General features: G+C 72.3%; 14 protein-coding genes. 6 read left to right on the top strand and 8 right to left on the bottom strand.

What is annotated here, in order from left to right; all coding sequences use genetic code 11:
• Positions 1-17: 17 nt before the first annotated feature.
• Positions 18-446: a hypothetical protein gene (locus MLV88_RS18555; protein WP_243338334.1), complete on the bottom strand. Its 429-nt coding sequence runs from the start codon at positions 444-446 to the stop codon at positions 18-20.
• 156 nt (positions 447-602) lie between these two features.
• Between MLV88_RS18555 and MLV88_RS18550 the strand changes: the two genes are divergently transcribed.
• Complete coding sequence (locus MLV88_RS18550) at positions 603-2,213, top strand: NERD domain-containing protein (protein ID WP_243338333.1); 1,611 nt, start codon at positions 603-605, stop codon at positions 2,211-2,213.
• A 124-nt stretch (positions 2,214-2,337) separates the two neighbouring features.
• Here the strand turns inward: MLV88_RS18550 and MLV88_RS24695 are convergent, their stop codons facing one another.
• Positions 2,338-4,290: a leishmanolysin-related zinc metalloendopeptidase gene (locus MLV88_RS24695; RefSeq protein ID WP_243338332.1), complete on the bottom strand. Its 1,953-nt coding sequence runs from the start codon at positions 4,288-4,290 to the stop codon at positions 2,338-2,340.
• An 877-nt stretch (positions 4,291-5,167) separates the two neighbouring features.
• Here MLV88_RS24695 and MLV88_RS18540 point away from each other — a divergent pair.
• From MLV88_RS18540 to MLV88_RS18530, 3 genes are all read left to right on the top strand, one after another.
• Entirely contained in the window at positions 5,168-6,367 is a 1,200-nt protein-coding gene (locus MLV88_RS18540; protein ID WP_243338330.1) for a c-type cytochrome, read from the top strand.
• Between the two features lie 83 nt (positions 6,368-6,450).
• The gene (locus tag MLV88_RS18535; RefSeq protein WP_243338329.1) at positions 6,451-6,846 is read left to right on the top strand and encodes a hypothetical protein; all 396 of its coding nucleotides are present in this window, start codon (positions 6,451-6,453) and stop codon (positions 6,844-6,846) included.
• A gap of 51 nt (positions 6,847-6,897) precedes the next feature.
• Complete coding sequence (locus MLV88_RS18530; RefSeq protein WP_243338327.1) at positions 6,898-7,956, top strand: ADP-ribosylglycohydrolase family protein; 1,059 nt, start codon at positions 6,898-6,900, stop codon at positions 7,954-7,956.
• 27 nt (positions 7,957-7,983) lie between these two features.
• Here MLV88_RS18530 and MLV88_RS18525 read toward each other — a convergent pair whose 3' ends face one another.
• The 4 genes from MLV88_RS18525 to MLV88_RS18510 form a co-directional block, all read right to left on the bottom strand.
• Entirely contained in the window at positions 7,984-8,955 is a 972-nt protein-coding gene (locus tag MLV88_RS18525) for a helix-turn-helix transcriptional regulator (protein ID WP_243338325.1), read from the bottom strand.
• Positions 8,952-10,505, bottom strand: a complete 1,554-nt coding sequence (locus MLV88_RS18520) for a WYL domain-containing protein (protein ID WP_243338323.1) — start codon at positions 10,503-10,505, stop codon at positions 8,952-8,954. The genes MLV88_RS18525 and MLV88_RS18520 overlap by 4 nt, the downstream gene beginning before the upstream one ends.
• A gap of 3 nt (positions 10,506-10,508) precedes the next feature.
• Positions 10,509-10,943, bottom strand: coding sequence for a YbjN domain-containing protein (locus MLV88_RS18515; protein ID WP_242352116.1), 435 nt, complete (start codon positions 10,941-10,943; stop codon positions 10,509-10,511).
• 62 nt (positions 10,944-11,005) lie between these two features.
• Entirely contained in the window at positions 11,006-11,632 is a 627-nt protein-coding gene (locus tag MLV88_RS18510) for a hypothetical protein (RefSeq protein WP_243338320.1), read from the bottom strand.
• A 115-nt stretch (positions 11,633-11,747) separates the two neighbouring features.
• Here MLV88_RS18510 and MLV88_RS18505 point away from each other — a divergent pair, with 115 nt between their 5' ends.
• The gene (locus tag MLV88_RS18505; RefSeq protein WP_243338318.1) at positions 11,748-13,163 is read left to right on the top strand and encodes a vWA domain-containing protein; all 1,416 of its coding nucleotides are present in this window, start codon (positions 11,748-11,750) and stop codon (positions 13,161-13,163) included.
• A gap of 134 nt (positions 13,164-13,297) precedes the next feature.
• Positions 13,298-14,068, top strand: coding sequence for a hypothetical protein (locus MLV88_RS18500; RefSeq protein ID WP_243338317.1), 771 nt, complete (start codon positions 13,298-13,300; stop codon positions 14,066-14,068).
• 45 nt (positions 14,069-14,113) lie between these two features.
• Here the strand turns inward: MLV88_RS18500 and MLV88_RS18495 are convergent, their stop codons facing one another.
• Both MLV88_RS18495 and MLV88_RS18490 read right to left on the bottom strand, forming a co-directional pair.
• On the bottom strand, positions 14,114-17,368 hold the full coding sequence (locus MLV88_RS18495) for a UvrD-helicase domain-containing protein (protein WP_243338315.1): 3,255 nt from the start codon (positions 17,366-17,368) through the stop codon (positions 14,114-14,116).
• Positions 17,365-20,163: a PD-(D/E)XK nuclease family protein gene (locus tag MLV88_RS18490; protein WP_243338313.1), complete on the bottom strand. Its 2,799-nt coding sequence runs from the start codon at positions 20,161-20,163 to the stop codon at positions 17,365-17,367. Before MLV88_RS18490 ends, MLV88_RS18495 begins: the two co-directional genes overlap by 4 nt.
• Between the last annotated feature and the right edge of the window lie 286 nt (positions 20,164-20,449).

Genomic DNA, 20,449 nt, shown 5'->3' with positions numbered 1-20,449 from the left:
GCCTCCTGTGCGGGATGTCAGAACCAGCCCTCCGCGAAGAACGCGAGCAACGCAGCAATGGTCCGCTTCGACGCCGGGTCGCCGCAGCAGTTCCGGACGCTCCCCCACGCGCGGCCGTCGAGGCGCAGCGTTCCGTCGTCCTCGATGGCGCCCATGGCCCGGCCGCCCCGGCGCACGGTGCCGTCCTGCTCCACGCGACCGATGAACTTCCCGGAAGCGCGGATCGTCCCGTCGTCCTCGACGTCCCCGACGCTCCTCCCGTCGCGTTGCACCGTTCCGTCCGGCTGGATGCGCCCGACGCCGCGACCGTTCACGCGAACCGTGCCGTCGTCCTCGATGGTCGCCCAGGCGCGGCCGCCAACGCGTACGTCGAGCTCGGCGCGAGCGGCGACGGGGGCCGCTGCGGAGGCGAAGAGGGCGAGGAGGAGTGCTTTGCCTGCTGCCATGGAACAAGCATACCCGAGCGACGGACACGGCCGAGTCGACGAACACGGTGCCGAGAACGTTCGCGGCGGTTTGGGTTCGCTACGACGCTCTTCCGCCTGATTGCACTCTCGGCCAGCACCGTTTGACTCGCTTCCGCCTTCTGGCACCCTGTCCCGGTGCCGCCCCCGCGCCTGAACCCCGCCGAAGCGCCGCGCCCCGCGAAGTCCGAAGCAGAGCGAGCCGTCTGGAAGGCGCTGAAGGCAGGAATTCCGGCGGGCTGGAGCGCCTGGCATTCGCTGCGTATTCGCGACGGCAAGAACTATCTCGGCGAGGGGGACTTCGTCCTTGCTCACCCGCAGCGCGGCCTCCTGGTCCTGGAGGTGAAGGGCGGCCGTATCGAGCAGCGCGACGGGCGCTGGTTCACGAACGGGATCCCGTTCGACAAGACTCCCCTCGATCAGGCGCTCGGGTTCGTGAAGAAGCTCGAGCGCCGTCTCGTCGACTGGAGCTGCAAGCCGCCGGCGTTCGGGGCGGCGCTGGTGTTCCCGGACACGGAGTTCGACGCGCAACCCCAGGAGGACGCGCTTCGCGGCGTCGTCCTCGGACGGATGCAGCTGCGCTGGCTGGCGGAGGCGCTCCCGGCCGTCGTGGAACGCGCCTTGCCCGAGCCGCAACCCGCCAGAGGCGGCTGGATGGACCGGCTCCATCAGATGTGGGGCGAGACGTGGGTCCCGGCGCTTTCGCTCGGCACTCGGCTCCGCTCGCTCGGAGAGCGGCAGTTCGCGCTCGACGACGTCCAGCTGGCTGCGCTCGAGGGCCTCCTCGACAACGATCGCGTGCTCGTCCGCGGCGGCGCCGGCTCGGGCAAGACGCTCCTCGCCGTCGAGGCGGCGCGGCGCCACGCGGGGGAGGGGAAGCGCGTGCTCCTGCTGTGCTTCACGCAGCCGCTGCGCAAGTGGCTGGAGGTGCGGCTCGCCGGGAGCGGCGTGGAGGTCCAGACGGTGAGCGGGCTCGCGAAGTCCATCGCCGACGCGGCGGACGGTCCGAATCGGCAGGGCGACCTCACCGCGAACGAGTACTGGCAGGCGACCTACGAGCGCGCGGCGGATCTCTGCGAGCCGCGCTGGGATGCCGTCGTCGTCGACGAGGGGCAGGACCTCACTTTCGAGGCCTGGTACCTCGTCCGCGGGCTCGCCGAGGGCGCGCGGCTGTGGGCCTTCCACGATCCCGGCCAGGGGTTCTGGCCCGATCGCGCCCCGGTCCCGGACCTGTTCGCGACGACCTTCCGGCTGACGCGCGGGCAGCGCTGCCCGGCGGGTGTCGGCGCGCTCGCTGCGCTCTACGCCGGCGAGAAGGCGGATGAGGACGCGCTGGCAGCAGCGGTGCAGGACCGCACCCTCGCGCTCGTTGAGTGCGCCGACGCCGCGAAAATCGTCGACCGGGTGGGGGAGGAGATCGATCGCCTGCTCTCGCAGGGACTGACGCTCGCCGACATCGGGGTCGTATCAATGCGCGGGCAGACCGCCTCGGACGCCATACACCAGCGCGAGCGCATCGGTCGACACGCATTCGTCCACGCGGACGATCCGGACATGGAGAACCGACTCGTCGCCGACACCTTCCTGCGCTGGAAGGGGCTCGAGCGTCCCGCCATCGTGGTGGCTGACGTGGACCCGAGCGTGAAGCGGTTCGGGACGCGAATGCACATCGCGCTCACGCGTGCGCTGGTCGCGGCGCGGATCGTCGCGGCTCCGCCTGGTCAGGGCCGCTGGCCGGGGCACGGGTGAACGCCCCCGAGCGATCTCCACGTCGCGCTTCGTCCTGAGCTTCTCTGTCGCTCGCCCGCTGCCCCGAGGCGCGTTTCCCGGAGCAGCGGGCGAATGGTTCATCAGTGGCCCCAGATGATCGCGCTCACCGGCGTCTGGTGGGCCCGTCGTCGACCTCCACCGGCTCGATCGGCACCACGTCCGCGCCGATGCCCCGGCCTCGGTCCGGCGTGGCTCGGCGCGCGGCGGGCACGATGCGGAACGGGTCCGCCCTCGCCGCGTCCACCTGGTAGCCCAGATCGCCGAGCGACATCACCGTGGTCCGGCTCAAGGCCTGGGCTCCGCTCACGAGCCAGCCGATCATGAGCTCTTCCCCGAACACGCTCATGCGCCAGTGCGAGTCGGCCGTGCCCGCACCCCCGAGGCTCTCCACCGGGACCGGTAAGCCGGAATAGTTCCAGCCGCCCTCGTCGACGAAGCCGCTCTGCGCGCCGGCACCGACGAAGAAGGGATCGCTCGTCCCGGCGCTGGTGAGCAGGCGCACGTAGGGATCCTGCCACATGGTGCCGAACCCGAGCACGTGGAGTAGCTCGTGCGTCATCACCGTCCGGATCTCGTCGTCCGCCATCGTCTGCAGGTCGTCAGAGTCGAGCCGCAGAATTCCCATCACGGGCAGACGATTCGACGTCCGGATGAAGCAGGGGCCGGCCTGGGCCAGGATTCCTCCCCATCCATCGACGGGGGCGATCTCCACGAGCACGAGGAGGTCGTCGATGGTCTCGGCCATACCGACGTTCCCGCAGTAGTAGAGCGGGGCCGTGCTCAACCAGATGTTGCTGAGCTCCCCCCGGACGACCTGCTCCACGCGGACTCGTGCGCGGTCGAGCAGCGCGAACAGCGCGTCGTTCACCGGCGACAGGAGGCGCATGCGGACGTCGAATCTCTCACCGGGATCGCGGAGGGTGGCGCGGAACGTTGCGCCGTCGCTTCCCGTCATGTCGCGAAGCTTCCCGGCGACTTCCTGGGCGCCCGACGTTCCCAGGACCCAGCCGGCGGCGCGCGCGACCCCATCCGCATCGCTCACCTGCGCTGCGCCGAGGACCCTCCCGCCGCCCGACACCACCCCGAACTGCACTGGAGCGCCGGGAACGGTGTTGCCGTCGAGGTCCATCACGAGGACAGCAGGAGGGGCCTCCACTCCCTGGCTAGCGCCAGCCGACTGATCCACGGCCGACGCGGCAGCGACGCTGGCCGCCGGACCCGGAGCCACGGTGACCGCGAGCGTCGCGGCGGTGAGGCCCGGAGAGGAGAACGCCAGCTGGCGAGCTCCGGTCGCGCGACCCGTGAGCATCAGGTCCGGGAACTCGACGCGTCCCGCCGCATCCGTGAGCTGCGTGGTCGTGCCCTCGAGCGATCCGCCGCCGACGAGCGAGACCGTGATGGGCAGTCCTGCGGCCGGTGTGGAGGCGCCGGACGCGTTCACGAGCGCGACGACCGGCGCGGGGCTGAGCACCACCCGGACCTGCGCCGCCGAGAGCGAGGTGGTCACCGTCACGGCGACGGGGGCAGGGCTGGCGGTCGCGTCGAACACGACCGCGGCGGACACCCCGTCCACGCGCGCCTCGAGGCGCTGCGGGCCTGCGTTCCCCAGGACCCAGCGCTGGACGCGCGCGACACCATCGTCCCCCGTTGCTGTGGCCGCACTCGATACGCTGCCGCCGCCGGCGATGACCGAGAACGTGACGGCCGCGCCGGGGACGGGGTTCCCGCCGCTGTCGCGCACCTCGATTGACGGCGCCACGGCGACCTCCGTCAGCTCCGGCGCGGTCTGCTGTGTGCCCGATACCGATACCGCCTGCACCGCGACCGCGACGCCCGGCGTGAGCTGCAGGCCACTCTCGGCAGCTCCGAGCCCTGGGGAGGAGAACTCCAGGGCGAGAGGCCCCGCACGGCCCACGAGCGAGAGCCCCGGAAACCGCGCCACGCCCTCGACGTCGGTCGTGGCGCTGGCGGTTCCACGCAGCGTTGCTTCGCCACCCACGATCGCAATGGAGACGGTAACCCCGCGGCGCCGCACCGCAGACCCGGTGGCGGCCACGAGGCGGACGGCGGGAGCGGGCTCGAGCGGCGCGCCGTTCGAGACGGAGGCGGGCAGCGCCGAGACCAGCTTCACGGCGGCCGGCGCTTCCGGGGCGGCCTTCTTCGAGCTGCACGCCCACAGCGCGGCGCAGACAGCGAGCGTGGACGAGATGCGAACGAGCTTCATCGAGTTCCCCCAGGGACGAGATGATCGAGCTGCTTGGCGTGCGAGCGCACAAGCTGCGCCCGCGTTCCGGCGAGCGAGCCTGACAGGCGACGTTCACCGTGCGGCGCACGATGCGCCAGCGACGGACACGTTCCGGGTTCGCTCACCGTGTCGTGGAGACGCGGTACGGCGCAGCCTTGCAGGAAAGCGCGCTCGAAGGTCGAGCGGTGCAGCGGTGCAGCCGGTTGCTTCACGCGTGAGGAAACGTGCGAGCCATGCTGTCGCCGTCGCGAAACGCGAAGGGCAATCGATGAGAGTGAAGGCACGCGCGCGCACTGCGCGCACCACGCCCGCCCAGTCGGTCAGCGCGTCTGGGCTGACCTCGTCAGCAACGCGCGGGCCTGCACCACGGGTGGGTCACGCGGGCCTCGGATTAGCGGTATCGCACATCGAAAATCAGGCAGCCCGCGCGGGCGCACCGGACGCGCAAGCGCCCGATAATCGGTCCACTCGCCGCGGGCACGCCTGGTGCTGACGTGACCCGTCCGATCGCACGCCTCCGGGGATCCGCCCTGGCGCGATGTGGTCAGGAGGCGAGGTCGCGGCACACGTCCCCACGCCGCGCCCGCCGCGCTCTCATCCGGACGCGGCGCGCGCGGCGCCCCCTTTACGGCGCGGCACGGCCTCCGCAGCGGAGGTCGGCGCCGCCGGAATCGGAGACGCAATGCAGATGAACCGGATTCTCAACTCGCTCGCCGTCGGCGCGCTCGTCGCCGGATTGACGACCAGTGGATGCGATGGCGGTGGCGGGAGCTCCACGCCCGCCGCAGACGCGCAGGTGACCGCGGCCGTCCGCTCGGCCGCGAAGGAGCTGTCACCCGGGGTCGCGCCCGAGCGAGCGGTGAAGACGTTCATGGACGTCCTGAACGAGCTGCGCACGGTCCCGGCGCTCGCCCCGCTCTTCGAGAACTACCGGGTCCCGAGGCCCGTGGCGCTCGAGGGTGACCACGGGAGCACCGGACTCGTGCCGCTGCTGAGCGTCATCAAGGTCACCCGCGACCGCGAGGGGAACGTGACTGTCACCAACCGCGAGACGGGCGGGCTGATCTTCTCGGCACCTCTCACGGACCTCGCCTCCGGCGTGTTCCACGCGGAAAACCTTCCGGCGGCGGTGACGCCTCCGACGGCGTGCACGTATACCTACTCGGACTGGAGCGCCTGCCAGCCGGACGGGACGCAGACGCGGACGGTGATCTCTTCCAGCCCCGATGGCTGCACGGATACGCCCGTCCTCACGCAGTCGTGCACGTACGGCCAGCCCCCGGTGACCTGCTCGAGCTTCACCTACTCGGACTGGGGCGCGTGCCAGCCCGACGGGACGCAGACGCGCACCGTGCTGACGTCCTCCCCCGAGGGCTGCACCGGCGGTAGCCCGGTGCTCTCGCAGCCGTGCACCTACAGCCCCCCGGCGACCTGCACGAGCTTCACTTACTCGGACTGGAACGCCTGCCAGTCCGACGGAACGCAGACGCGCACGGTGCTGACGTCCTCCCCCGAGGGCTGCACCGGCGGTAGCCCGGAGCTCTCGCAGGCCTGCACGTACACGCCGCCCGCCGTCGAGTGCGCCTCCTTCACCTACTCGGACTGGAATGCCTGCCAGGCGGACGGCACGCAGACGCGCACCGTGCTCACCTCGTCGCCGGACGGCTGCACCGGCGGCACGCCCATCGTCCAGCAGGCCTGCACGTACACGCCCCCGATCGACGGCGCCGCGCTGTACGGCCAGTCCTGCGCGAGCTGCCACGGGCCGCTCGAGACGAGCAACCTGAAGGGCAAGGGCATCACCGTCCAGACGATCAAGGACAGGAACATGACGTTCGGCCTGACGGACGAGCAGCTGCAGGCGATCGTCAGCGCGATCGGTCCGTAAGCGGCGCACTGCTCCGCGAGGCGGTCCGGGTCGCTCCACGAGCGGCCCGGATCGCCCGCGCCTTCTCTGCCAAACGACCGTTCGTGAACATCGCCATCAGCGGCAACGCCGCGAACTGTCGATACGCGAGCCGCGTGTCCGTGCCCGGCGTAGAACCGGACCGCATGGGCGGACCGAGCCGGGAGTCGTACCTCGCCGCGAAGAAGCGGCGGCAGGAGCGCCTGGACGCGCTGCGCACCCGCGGCGGCGTGGTCGATCTCGCGGAGTGGCGAAAGGCGCTCGGCGCCGCGAGCGGCCTGGAGCGGCTCCTGCACGATCCGCCCTGGCTGCTGAGCGTGCGCCTCACGACGGCGGAGGACGTCGGCTTCGAGCTGCGGGTCACGCTGCTGTGGGACTCGCCCCAGGCACGTATGTGCCTGCCGACGGCCGTGGACGAGGTGCCGGTGCGCGTCCTGGCCGGTGCGGGCGTCGCGCGATGACGCCCCCACGAAGGAATCGGCGCGCTCGCAGGACGGCGGGAGGTGTCGTGCATGACGGGGAGAGGGACGAGGACGCGTGATGCCTTCCGCGGATGCCTGCTCGGCGGCGCCGTCGGCGACGCGCTGGGCGCGCCGATCGAGTTCATGAAGCTCGAGGAGATCCGAAACCGCTTCGGTAGCGCAGGCGTCACGGGGCTCGAGCAGGCGTACGGCCGGCGCGGAGCGATCACGGACGACACGCAGATGACCCTCTTCACAGCGGAGGCGCTCATCCGCGCCCTGCATCGCTTCGAAGGGCGAGGCATCGTGTCCATCTCCGACGTCGCACGCGGCGCGTACCTGCGCTGGCTCACGACGCAGGGCGAGCGGGCACGCACCTTCGGCGACCCCGGATGGCTCGTGGGCGTCCCCGAGCTGCACTCCCTCCGCGCTCCCGGGAACACCTGCCTGGCGGCGCTCCGGAGCGGCGGCAGCGGTACGCCCGAGCATCCAATCAACGACAGCAAGGGCTGCGGCGGGGTGATGAGGGTCGCGCCCGTAGGCCTCGCTCGGGCGCATGATCCATTTCGTATTGGTTCCGAGGTCGCGGCCCTGACGCACGGACATCCCTCGGGCCACCTCGCGGCTGGGTGTCTCGCGCTCGTCGTGAGCGAGGTGAGCGACGGCGCGGAGCTGCGCGACGCGTGCCGTGGCGCGCTGGGTCGCCTGGAGAAGGAGCGCGGGCACGAGGAGACCACCGCGGCGGTCGAGGGCGCGCTCGAGCTCGCCGCGGAGGAGGACCCATCGCCGGAGGCGGTCGAGTCACTCGGCGCGGGGTGGGTCGCCGAGGAGGCGCTCGCGATCGGGCTCTACTGCGCGCTCGTCGCGAAGGACTTCGCGCACGGGGTGCTGCTCGCGGTGAATCACGGAGGCGACAGCGACAGCACCGGGTCGATCGCTGGCAACCTGCTCGGGCTCCTCGTCGGCGAGCGCGGGATCCCGGGGCAATGGCTCGAGGAGCTCGAGCTCCGCGACGTGATCACGACCGTCGCCGACGATCTGTGGAGACACTTCGGCCCCGAAGCGCAGGGCGACTGCGTCGACGACCTCGACCGCTACCCGCCCAATTAGCCGCTCGAGCTCGATTACGCCGGAACATCAGGCGTACAGCCGCTGCAACGCCTCCACCCGCTCGCGCAGCTGGGCGACGACGTCGTCGGGCGCCTCGATGGTGGCCTCGCCGCCGTACCCGAGCACCACCCCGAGCAGGAAGTTCCCCGGCGTCACCTTCGTCGTCACGCTGACGCTGCCGTCGTCGCTCGCCCTCGCTCGCGTGCCGTAACGCTCGCGCGCGAGCTGCGCGGCGGTGTCGCGATAGCGGACGGTCACCTCGCGCTCGGCGCCCGACTGGAAGTAGAGGCTCTTCCCGTAGCGCGCCAGCGGCGGACCCTGGTGCTCGCCGAAGACGCGGGTGCCGAGCTCCACCGAGACGATCCGGTCGAGCCGGAAGAGGTGCTCCTCGCCCTTGGCGACGTGCCAGGCGGCGAGGTACCAGTGGCCCTCGCGGTGGAATACGAGCCGGGGCTCGACCACGCGCTTCGCCGCCACGCCGTCTCCGACGGAGCGGTACTCGATCGTCGTCTCCACGCGCTTGTCGATGGCCTCGCGCAGCGCGCCGGCCCACGGGCCGGGCGTGTCGAGCTGAAGGTCGAGGCCGGCGACGAGCCGGTCCGCCTCGGCGCGCAAGACCTCTGGGGTCGCCTTGCGGAGCTTGCGCGCGACCTCCTTCACCGAACGCCCGCCGTCCTTCTCGAACGGCGCCAGCGCGGCGAGCAGGACAGCACCCTCGGCTAGCGAGAAGGCGGTGGGCCTGCCGAAGCCGCTCGCATAGGTGACGTGAACCGCGCCGTCCTCCACGTACACGTCGATGACGTCCTCGGCCTCATCGGGAGCGGCCCAGAGCTCGGAGAGCGCCTCTACGTCGGCCACGACCTCCTTCTCGCTGCGCGCGCCGGTGAGCTCCACCGCCCGCGAGAGGGGAAGCCCCTTGCCGCTCCGCGCAGCCTTTGCCGCCGCAGGGAGCAGGAGGAGGAGGCGCCGGATGCGCCGCAGGTCGTAGGGGCGGGTCACGGCGCCCTCCGCGCGACGCTCGCGTGCACTGCGGAGAGGATCTCCCGGGCCATGGCTCTTCCTTCGTCCGGGGCGACGAGCTCGGCCTCGGGCCCCCACGCCAGGGCCTGCCGGACGAGGCCGCGGAGGTTCCGGACGTCGAGCCGGGCCACCCGCGCGCCGTCCTCGGCGGTGGAGACCCTCGCGGAGGGGAGGAGCTGGCGCGCGATGCGCGCGAGCGAGCCGCGGAGACGGACCGTCGCCCCTACTGGCGGGTGCACGTCGTAGTCCCAGATCTCCTGGCGCGACCAGCGGCGGATGTCGAAGTCGGGCGGGATGGCGTAATCGCCGTTCTTCACGTCCCGGGTGTTCAGCTTCAGTGCGCGCACGCGCGAGAGGTAGAAGATCCGGACGCCCTTCCGCAGGTGGCACCAGCCGACGAAGATCCACTCGCCGCGGCGGCGCGCCCAGCCGTAGACGTCCACCTCGCGCTCGACCACCTCGCCCGTAAACGGCCGCCAGTAGGAGAGGGCGATCCGCTTCCGCCGCTCCCAGGCGTCCACGAGCCTGTCGAGGGTCTGCTGCTTCACCGTCTCGCCCTGGACGACGAGGTCCTGGGCCGCGGACGCGCGCGGCGGCAGGCCTCGAGCGCCCACCACGAGCTTGCGGACCGCGCTCTCCAGCTCGTCGCGGAGGGGGTGGTTCGAGAAGCGGAGCGCGCCGACGGCCGCCGTCCAGACCGCCGCTGCTTCCTCCTGCGTGAGCTCGATGGGAGGCAGCGCGGAGGCGTGCGCGTCGATGGAGTAGCCGAGCTGGGTCTTGTATTTGACGTCGCTCACGTCCTGGATCTCGAGATTGAACCCGAGGTCGCGGAGCGCATCCTTGTCGCGGGAAAACTTCTTCTCGGCGCCGGCGGATTTTGGATCGCCGTAGTCGTCCGGGAACGCCTCGAAGATCTGGGCGCGGGTGACAGGTCCCGACTGCGAGAGGATCCAGGACGCGAGGCCGATGAGGCGTGCCTCGGTGCTGCTCGACTTCGCTCTGCGACGGGCGGTCGGCATGGGCGAGGCCGAGTGTATCTCACCGCACGCTCCGAGCGAGTCGGCGATGGCCGCCACGACGGCCGGCCGCGAGGTCCGCACGCGGTACCGCCAGCCGCGGCGCGAGTCGCGCTCGACCCGGGCAGTCGGCAACAGCGCCGGCACGACGCGGGCGAGGCGTCCATCGACGCGGAGCACGAGCTCGTGCGGAGGGCCGAGATCCGGGCCGAGCAGGTGTCGCGTCGAGAAGTCGAGCGCATCGAAGCCGGAGGGCGGGGGCCCCGCGCGTCGAGGCGTGACCTGTACGCGCCTGATTCGCGCGAGATCGAGGAGGCGCAGTGACTGGCGGTCCCGAGACCAGGTCGCGACGATCCACCTCGGCGGCTCGAACGCCAGGGCGACGACGTCCAGCGTCCGCTCGGACACCGATTGCTCGGTGTCCACGAAGCGGACCCGCACCGCCCGCGAGGCCACCGCCGCGCGGGCGAGCGCCCGGAGCGAACGTGCCGCTCGCGGATCGAGGCGCGCCACGGGTCACGCGTCCAGCTGGTCCGCCGAGCGGGCCGGCTCGGAGTACGCGCGTGCGGCGTTCAGGAGCGCGCCGATGGAGCGCTGGATGACGGGCAGCGTCGGGAGCCTCTCGAGGAACGCCTCCACGTGGAAGTGGACGCTGCGCTCCGCCGGATGGACCGTGACCTTCACGGCCTTGTAGTCCGCGTTGAGGTCGTTCGCGCGGCTCATCGCGCCCGCCATGTCGGCGACGCCATCTCCGAGGTCGTAGCCGAACGCGAGGTGGAAGAACGTCTCGTCGTCCTCGTCCACGAAGAGGAGGAAGCCGGTGCCCTCCGACTTGAACCTGATGACCGATTGGTTGTTCTCAGTCCGGACCGCCTTCGGTCGGTAGCCCTCCTCGGCGAGCAGATCGAGGTAGTGCTTCGCAACCGGCTTCACCATCGATTTCCTGGCCATGAATTCCCCCGATTCGAGACGAAGGAATCATCCATGCGCGACGGACATCTCCGCAGCGCCGATCAGCACGCCGCGCCCCGCGGAGGGGCAATTGCGAACGGCACGCCGGACGACGCGATCGCGGCGGCCTGCGCCTCGCACGTGGCGGCGAGCATCGCGTTGCCCATGGTCCGCGCGAGCGAGGCCTTGTGGAGCCACGCGTCGCGCGAGACGGGCGAGAGCAGCGTGACAGCGTCGAGCAGCGTCATCGCCTCCGCCGCCTTGCCGGCGTGCGCGAGGTGGCTCGCCATGGCCAGATGCGACGGCACGTCGGCCTCGCCGGCGTCCTGGAGCAGCGCGTAGAGGCGTGGCGTGGAGGGATCGTCGGGCGTGCGCGCCGGGTCGGCGAGGGCAGCCCGCAGCCGGTTCGCGATGACGTCGAAGGAGTGCTGGCACGCCGGGTTCATCGGGTCGCCCTTCACCGCTTCGCAGGCCGCCTCGAACGCCGTCTCGGCCTCACCCAGGTTGTCCAGCGCCACCGCGAGCCCCCAGGCCAGGTAAGACGAGCGGACGCCGAGGTTCGCCGTCCGCGCCCGCAGCGCCGTGAATGCCTCCCGCGCGTCCGCCCATTGTTGATCGTCGAGAAGCCGCCCAGCGCGCTGGCTGTCCCACACCGCGTCCCGGATCCTCAGGTCAGGAAAGGTCCTCATTCGTCGTCCTCCCAGGCGAAATCCTGCCGGAGGGACGGACATGTTCGACGCGCGGGGCAGCCGATCCGGAGAGGGCGGACCGTGCGTGTCCGTCCGCCTCCTAACGTCGCTGGGCATGAAGACCACCGCCCACCTCACGTACGAGAAGGTCCGCTTCGACGAGGCGAAGGACGTCCACCTCGTCGTCTCCCTCGCCGCGCCGCACCTCGACGCGGCGGCACCCCGTCCGCCGGTCTGCGTGATCCCGGTCCTCGACGTCTCCGGGTCCATGGCCGGCGAGAAGCTCCACTTCGCGAAGCAGTCGATCATGAAGCTCGTGGACCACCTCGCGCCCGGCGACTTCTGCGGGGTGGTGGTGTTCTCGACCGAGGTCGAGACGCTCGCCCCGCCCGCCGAGATGACCCAGGCGCACAAGGACGAGCTGAAGGCGCTCGTCGGCCGTCTCGCGCCGCGCCACAACACGAACCTGGGCGGCGGAATGCTCGGCGGGCTCGACCACGCCCGGGTGACGAAGCTGCCCGAGGGAATGCTCGTCCGCGTCATCCTCTTCACGGATGGGCTCGCGAACGAGGGGCCGGCGAAGTCGCACGAGGCGCTCATGCGGCTCCTCGAGGAGAACCTCGGCAGCGCGACGCTGTCGGCGTTCGGCTATGGCGACGACGCCGACCAGGAGCTGCTCCGCGACCTGTCGACGAAGGGGAAGGGGAACTACGCCTACGTTCAGGGCCCGGAGGACGCGCTCACCGCCTTCGCGCGCGAGCTCGGCGGGCTCCTCTCGACCTACGCGCAGGCGATCGAGGTGCGCGTGACGCCGGCCGATGGCGTCGCGCTCACGGACGTGGTGAGCGACGTGGACGCGCGCGAGGAGGGCGGGAGCGTCGTGCTCCGCGTCCCGGACCTGCTTGCGGACGAGGTTCGGAACCTCGTGCTCGGCGTGCGGCTCGCGCCGCGGGCCGTCGCGATCGACGCACCGGTCGCCGTGGCCGACGTGGAAGTCGCGTTGGAGCGGCTCGACGCCGGCCGCGTGGTGAGGGAGCGCTCCATCGCGCACGCCAACGTGCGGTTCGTCGTTCCGGCCGACGCGCAGTCCGCTCCGACCACGAGCGTGGACGAGGTGGTCGCGATCGCGCAGCTCGTCCGGGCGCAGATCGAGGCGGAGGAGGCTGCGCGACACGGGGAGTTCGCGCAGGCGCACCAGGTGATGGTCCTGTTCCAGGAGGCGGTGGCCTCGCGCGGCCACGGCGCGGTCGCGGCCGCAGCCGGAAAGGTTGCGGACCGGGTCGGCGACGTCGGCGCCTTCCACGGCAGCCGCGCGTACCGCGCCAGCATCCGGAAGGGCGGGACGCGGAACGTGACGACGCTCTTTCAGGGAGAGGCGTTCGACGACCTGCGCTCGATGGGCCAGGGGAAGACGACCGCGGCGCAGGACCGGATGGCGGACTCGTTCGGCGCCAGGCGCGAAACGCCGGTGCGCAGCCCGAAGGCGAGCCAGGGGCGCGGACTCGCGCGGAGGCGGTCGAGGCGCTGGTGAGATGAGGCGGGGCGGGTGGGGGGACTGGAGCCCGGCGCGTCGCGGGGGGCGGCGCGCCGGGCGCCGGTGTCCCGCGAACACGGCTTACCGGGGCAGCGCCCCCCGCGAGTATCGTAGGCGCACAGGAGGGCAACGTGCCCAAGCTCGACTACCGCTTTCCGTTCGGCCAGCCGCTCGAGGTCACTCCACCGCAGGAAGCCCGGAACGCGAAGGCGTTCGTTCTGGGCGTCTACGCGAGCGCTGTGCACGCGAGGTGGATCGGTCCCGACGGGAAGGAGGCGTGCAAGGCTCTCGCGGTCGCGAGCGAGCCGTACTCGTTCTGGGACGGGAGCGACGCCGCAGATATCATCTCAAAGATCCGCGTGCCGGACGGGATGGGACGGCTCGAGCCCGCCGCTCGGAAGTTCAACGGTCCCTCCGGCGAAACTCTACGGGAGAAGTACCTCGCGCCCCTCGGGCTGCAGCTTCGAGACTGCTGGATCACCGATCTTCACGACCGCTATTACCTGTCGCCGGGGAACGCGGCGGCGTTGAAGCGGTACGAGACGCTCCGTTGCAAGGTGCGGCCCAGCATGAAGCCCGCCCTCTTGCCGGAGCGTCCCCTCAAGGTGGTCCCGGAGGCGGATCGTATCCAGCGGCTCCGAGACGAGCTGGAGCGGAGCGGAGCCTCGCTCGTCATCACGCTGGGAAACGAGCCCCTGCCAGCTCTGTTCGGGGCGCGTGCTCGGAAGCTCTCGCGCGAGGCATACGGCGAGCCGGAGGAGCTCGAGGTCTTCGGAAAGCGGATGACCGTCCTGAAGCTATGCCATCCGAGGCAGGGAGGGGCGCTCGGATCGTCCTCGGCGGCGTGGACCGACGCCCACGCGAGCTGGGCCCACCGCGCGCGGCGACGCGCGGTGATCTGACGCGCCGCCTGCGCCCGGCTCACGCTGCACGCCGTGGGCGAGCGGCTACAGCGCTAGCTGCGCCATCTCTCCGCGAATAGGGAGATGGACGAACGCCGCCTTCAACGGCTTCTTCAGCGCGTCCGCGAGCACGCGCGCGTACCAGCCGAGCTGCGGCGCGTACTCCTCCACGAGCCTCCGGTCCCGCTCCCGCTCGTTCCCGGGGAACGACTTGTGGTCCACCAGCACGAATCCATCGGGCAGCTCGAGGAACAGGTCCACGTCCCCGACGACGAGGCGCGGCGTGCCACCGCCGAGCCGGGCGCGGACGGGCCACTCGCGGTACCAGGAGGCACCCGGGTAGCGCGCGTCGAGCCAGGTGCGGAGGGCGTCCGAGGCGGCGAGGAGCGTATCGGGCGCGACGGCCCCGACCACCCGGAACGCCTTCACGATGCGCGTCGCCATCGTGCGGCGCGCCTCCTGCGTTCCGCCCTGGTCGGCGGCGAGGAACGCGTGGATCGCGTCGCCCGTCGGGCCCGCCTGCTCCGGGGACGCGGCGAGGGCGTGCCGGCTCCCGAGCCGCTCCACCTGGATCACGCGCGGCGTCCCCGCGAGTGGCTCCGCGGACGGATTGAGCCGCTCGCGGGGGCGCTCCGCGCGCGGCGCCGGCGCGTACCACCTGACGGCGCTGCGCGCAGGCGCGGGCGTGGCGGGCGGCAGGCCCGATGGCGTTCGCAAGCGGCAGCACCACTCCTGCTGACCGACGGCGATCTTCGCGGCGTCCGCCGGATGCTCGAACGGCGTCGCGAGGAGCGGCTCGCCGTTCGCGCCGACGAGCAGGTCGAGCGACGCCGTGGCCGGACCGCTCTTTTCGGTGCAACGTGCCACGAGGACGAGCAGGTCGCGCGGCCGCGTGAAGCCGACGTAGAGGAGCCGCAGCCGCTCGCGCCGGTCCGCCTCAGTCGCGCGTCTCGCCTCAGCGGTCTGGAGGGCGCGGTCGAGCAGCGCGAGCCCCTTGCTCATCTTTCCGTACGGCCAGGGCCAGTACCGGACCCAGCGGCCCTCGAGCGGGCGCGCGAAGTCGAACCGCGGCGCGGGCTCGACGGCGACCTCGAACACGCCGCGCTCCCGGCTGAAGTCGAGGTGCGACAGCACCACGACGGGCCACTCGAGCCCCTTCGCCTTGTGCCAGGTGAGGACGGTGACGGCGTCCTCGGAGCTCGCCGCGGCCTGCTTGCCTGCGTCGTCTTCGGCGTCGAGCGCCGCGAGGTGGGCAACGAGGCCGAGCATGGTCGCCGCGCTGCGCTGCGCCTCACACAGCTGCTCGTACGCGGCGGCCTCGGCGCGGAGCGCCTCGAGGTTCGCGACACGCTGGGCCGGCTCGGGCCAGGAGCGGACGAGCTCGGCGACGCCCGCAGTGCGGAGCGCGAGGTCCAGGGCCTGCGCGGGCGAGAGCCGCTCGGCGGCGGCGACTGCATTGCGCAGCCCCGCGACGCGATCGTCGTCCTCGAAGGCGAGGGGCGCCGGGGGCCGGCGCTCCCCCTTCCTCTCGGCGGTGTCGACGGCGGCGCGCCAGCTCGCGATCTCGAGGAGCCGGCGCGAGAGCCAGCCGTCCGGGTCGGACGACGCGGCGCCGCCCAGCCAGGCGACCTGGAGCGCGGCGACGCCGTCGCGCGGATCCGCGAGGAGCGCGAGTGCCGCGCGGGCGAGGACGCCCTCGGGGGTGAGCGTCACGCCCGCGAGCGAAACCTTGGCCGGAATGCCGCGGGCACGGAGCGCGGCGGCGATCTGCTGGCACCGGAGGTTCGAGCGGGCGAGGATCGCGACGTCGCGGTACGACGCCGGGCGGACCGCCTCCACCTCGGCGGTCCCGCGCTCGCGGACGAGCGGCGGGCTGGCCAGGAGGTCGGCCACCCCGGCGCCGAGGGCGTCCGGCTCGGACGCCTTCACGTTCTTCCCGTTCCGCTCGACCTTCTCGGGCGTCCAGCGCCAGCACTCGAACGAGCCCTGCTCGCGGAGCTTCGGATGGTCGGGCTTCGCGGCGACGATCCGGACCTGGTCGTCGGGAAACCCGTGGGGCGCGAGGGCGCGGGCGAACAGCTCCGAGGTCATCGCGACGAGGTCGGGGCGCGAGCGCCACGACGACGCGAGGATGTCGGGCGTGCGGCCGCCGAGGGCCGCCTCGGTCGCCGCGGTCATCAGCTCGGGGTCGGTACCCTGGAACGCGAAGATCGCCTGCTTCCGGTCGCCGACCCAGATCGACCGGCGAGCGAGCCCGGCGAGGGCGCTCACGACGGCGAGCTGGAGTGGAGACGTGTCCTGGAACTCGTCCACGAGGACGAGGTCGAGGCGGTCACGAAGCGCCTCCAGGACCGCTGGCCGCTCCAGCACCTCTCGGGCGCGCGCGAGCATGTCCCCGAAGTCCACGACGCCCGCGGCGGCCTTCTCGGAGACGAACGTCCCCAGCGTCTCCCCCGCGAGCGCGAAGAGCTGGGCCTGCATCTCGAGGACATCGTCGTGGAACCCGGCGCTGGCGTGGTGCTCGTACGCGAGGTCGACGTACTCGCCGGACCAGGTCCGGAGCTTCTTCTTGTCCACCTGCTGCGCGAGCTGGAATTGGCTCTTCCATGGAGGCATGAGGCCGCGATCGAGGTCGGCGACCAGCCGTCGAGCGGCGGCGGCGCGCTTCTTCGACTCCGCCTCGCCCGTCTCGCGGGCGAGCTCCTCGAGCTTCGCGTGGAGCGGCGGCAGCGTCCGATTCAGCTTCTCGAGATATATCGCGCCATCGAGGGTGGGCTTCCCGAGCAGCGCCTCGAGGCCCGCGCGACTCGCCGCCGCCGAGCGCTCCAGGGCCGCCCGATCCATGCCGTTCGCGCGGGCCGCGTCCACGATCTTCAGGAGGATCTCCTTCCAATCCTCCATCTCGAGCCGCCGCGCGAGCTCGTTGAGCGCGCCCTCCCGTCCGGCGAGCACGGACGCCAGTGCGACGTCGAACAGCCGCTGCCGCTCGGGCTCCGGGATCGGCTCGAGCCAGGGAGAGAGGCCCGCCTCGAGGGCGAACTCGCGCAGAAGCCGCTGGCAGACCGAGTGGATCGTCCCGATGTAGCCGTCGCGGATTCGAGCGGCGAGCTCGGGTCGCCCGGCTTTCAGCAGCGACTCGCGGATCCGGCTCTCCAGCTCGCTCGCGGCCTTCACGGTGTAGGTGATGGCGACGACGCCCTCGGGGCGAGCCGTTCCGTCGAGGAGCGCCTTGGTGAGATCGCCGGTCAGGCGGTGGGTCTTCCCCGTCCCGGCGCTCGCGCTGATGACGTCGATCTTCACGCCGTGGCCTCCTCGTCCTTCGGCGCGGGCGGCACGCACACTGGCTTGTAGTCGCAGTAGCGGCACGGCGGAGGTCGCCGCGCCAGCGAGTCCTCAGCCGGCGGCGGCCCCGCGGCGGCGCCGACCGCCGCCGCCCAGTCCAGCCCCTCCCGCATCGATGGAACGAGCCCCGCCGCGAGCACCTTCTGCCAGTAGCGGAAGCCTTCCTCCGAACCCTTCAGCGTCGCCTCCGTCCCCGGGCCATCCACGATTGTCGCGCCCGGGAAGGCCTTCGCGTCCGTCGTGAGGAGCTGCCCGTCCTCGAGGACGAAGAAGCCAGCCGCGGGAAGCTTCCTGCCGCGCTTCCCGAGGAGCGACGCGTAGAGCGCAATCTGGAGCGCCTGACCTTGCTCGAGTTCCTCCTGGCGGTAGCGGAGCCCCGAGAGCTTGAGGTCCAGGATCGCCTCGACCCCGTCCCTCTCGACGACGAGGTCGACGAAGCCGGAGGCGGGGAGGCCCGCGAAGATGCCGTTCACCTCGCGCTCCGCATCCACCGGCCTCCACCCGGTGCGCTTCAGGAACTCGAGGAGCGACGCGGCGGCCGTGGCGATGAGGGTGCGTGCGCGGTCGAGCTCGACCTCGCCACCGCGCCGGACGAGCCGGGCCGCCTCGAGCCCCACCCGCGCGTCGAACGCCTTCCGGGCCCAGGCGCGTGCGTCCTCGGCGGTCGCCGCGGCGAAGTCGAGCTTCTCATCCCCGCACAGCATGTCCTGCAGCACGCGGTGCGCGAAGTCGCCGAGGAGCCGGTTGCCGTCCGGGAGGTTCACGCCCTCGCCAGGCTTGAGCTGGGCCTGGTACCGGAGCGCCCACTTGAAAGGGCATCCCAGGAACGCCTCGAGGGAGGTGGACGACAGCGTCCCGGTCGGCACGAGGGTCTGAGGCGGGACCTTCCAGGCCGGGCGCTGCGTCATGATGCTCGCCGGGGCGACCTCGACGGTAGCTGCCCTCCAGCTCGCGTCCCCGGCTCCGGCGAGGACGTGCTCGGACGCGACGGTGCACCGGCGCAGTGCGCCGTCTGCGACACGAGACGACAGTTCGTCGAGGAACGGGTGCGCGCCGGCCAGGTCGGCCCCCGCGAGCCGCCAGCGGACGAGGATCGCGCGCTCGCGCGGGCCGAGGATCGGGCGGCGCCAGCCCTCGGCCTCGAGCGCGCGCTGCTCGCCCGGATCCGGGAGGGCGACCCCGGCGCGCCGGAGCGTTTCGCGCTCCACCCCGGTCCACGGGTCCGGCGCAGGCCCGAGGTCCGCGTCGGGGACAAACCCCCACCACACGGTTTCGGCGCAGGGCGCGGTCACGCCTGCAGGGTGGGGCACCATCGCCGGCCGACCGCTCTCGCCACCGAAGTCGGCAACCTCCGAGCCGCTTCCCACCGCGAGTCCGTGGAGCTGCATGAGCGACTGCTGCGACAGCCGTTCGCCGGGCGGGCGGGCCACGAGGAGCTGCTCCAGCGTCCGTGCGACGGCGGCGGCGTGGCTCCAGAGCGTAGAGTCGTCGACGGTGTCGGAGCCGGGCTCCGCGTTGCCGCGGTCGAGCGCGCCCCGCACGCGGCCACCCGCCCAGGCCGCGACGCTCGAGCAGAGGGCCGCCGCGGCGGGCGCCGGAATGCCGGCGACCGGGCAGTGAAGCTCGCCGCCGAACCAGTCGTCGATCCGCTCGCGGAGCGCAGCGCCGGCGGCGTCCGCCACGGACGCGTCCTTCCGCTCCGCGGCGGCCCGCGCCATCTCCGCCGCGACCGCTTTCTCGACCGCGTGGCGCCACGCCGGCGAGCCGACCCCGGGCATCTGGCCGAGCGCCTCGAGCAGCGCGCGCTGGGCGTGGCGCGGGAGCGGGCCGCCCGGCAGCAGCAGCAGCTCGGCGGCACGGAAGGGATCCTGGGGCGTGAAGGCGAGGGCGAGCCGGAGCGGGAGCACCTGGAGGTGCGGCCGCAGGTGAGAAGCGCTCGGGACGCCGAGCGTGGGGAGGCCCTGCCGCGCCAGCGCCGCATCGAGGGTGGCGGGCTGGGTGGGCACGACGAAGGTGGCCTGCTGCAGCGCCCGCGTCCGGGCGAGCGCCGCGGTCAGCTCGGCGGCCTCGAGCGGCGTATCGGCCTCGAGGAGGAGGAAGGTGCCGTCGCCCTGGAGCGCGGGCCGCTCCGAGCGCCCATCGAGCAGGGCGCGCTGCACGGTTCCGAGGTCGGTGTCCGCCGGCGCCCGCGCGACGCCCTCGTCGGCGTCCACGACCGTCGCTCCCGCGCCTGCGAGGGCGTCGAGGAGCCGCCGGAACAGTGGCGGGAAGGCGCGGCGCGACGCGCAGAGCTCGATTCGGACCAGGAAAGGGAGCTTGCCGTCGGCGACGACGCCGGCGGTCAGCTCCGCGATGACGTCCGGCAGGCCCGCCGGAAGAGGCGGCGCGAGCTGCTCGAGCGCCGCGAGATCGGCGAGCCGCGCGCTCCCGTCGAGCGCGCCGCCGTCCCAGCCGAGCAGGCGGAGGGCGTCGCGCAGGGCGAGCAGGTAGCGGGCGACGCCGAACGGATCCTGCTTGCGGGACGCCGAGTAGGACCGGGAGCGGCCGTCGTCGTGCGCGTCGAGCCGGAGGCCGTACGAGGCGAGCCGCTCTGGCGCGGTCGCGATCTCCGCCGGGATTCCGACGATGCGCCCGAGCCGGCGCACGAGGCCGAGCGGGCCGACCGGCTCGAACCCGGCGCGCGCCTCGCCTTCGGCGAGCAGGTGACGCCAGGCGGTGCCGCCGTCGTGGGCGGAGAGGAGCAGGGTCAGCATGCGTGAGGTCCCCGTGCGGCCGAGCGAACATCATACGGGACGCACGGACACGGGCGCGACCCACCGCTCCTCGGGCCGATTCGCGTCCTGGCTGCCGGTCGTGGATGATGACCCGCTGAGCGCGGAGGGGAGGCCTTGCGCGCTTTTCGCCGACCAGGCTCGCCGGCTGCGGGAAATGCCTCATGCGCTTCAACGTTTTCGCCGCCCTCCCCGCTACCGCTTCGCCCGCTTGGACCTTGTCCAGCTTGACCCGCCTGTCGAGGCGTACGCTCGAATGTTCTCGGTG

Origin of the sequence: Anaeromyxobacter soli (genome assembly GCF_022808855.1) — a bacterium.
Classification (GTDB): Bacteria; Myxococcota; Myxococcia; order Myxococcales; family Anaeromyxobacteraceae; genus Anaeromyxobacter; species Anaeromyxobacter soli.
Note: the sequence above shows the minus strand (reverse complement) of the source record. Positions and strands in the feature narration are given on the sequence as shown.

Bases quoted from the DNA above. Each gene is read 5' to 3' on its own strand.
- MLV88_RS18555 (WP_243338334.1), bottom strand. From the start codon at position 446: ATGGCAGCAGGCAAAGCACTCCTCCTCGCCCTCTTCGCCTCCGCAGCG.
- MLV88_RS18540 (WP_243338330.1), top strand. From the start codon at position 5,168: ATGAACCGGATTCTCAACTCGCTCGCCGTCGGCGCGCTCGTCGCCGGA.
- MLV88_RS18530 (WP_243338327.1), top strand. From the start codon at position 6,898: ATGACGGGGAGAGGGACGAGGACGCGTGATGCCTTCCGCGGATGCCTG.
- MLV88_RS18515 (WP_242352116.1), bottom strand. From the start codon at position 10,943: ATGGCCAGGAAATCGATGGTGAAGCCGGTTGCGAAGCACTACCTCGAT.
- MLV88_RS18510 (WP_243338320.1), bottom strand. From the start codon at position 11,632: ATGAGGACCTTTCCTGACCTGAGGATCCGGGACGCGGTGTGGGACAGC.
- MLV88_RS18505 (WP_243338318.1), top strand. From the start codon at position 11,748: ATGAAGACCACCGCCCACCTCACGTACGAGAAGGTCCGCTTCGACGAG.
- MLV88_RS18490 (WP_243338313.1), bottom strand. From the start codon at position 20,163: ATGCTGACCCTGCTCCTCTCCGCCCACGACGGCGGCACCGCCTGGCGT.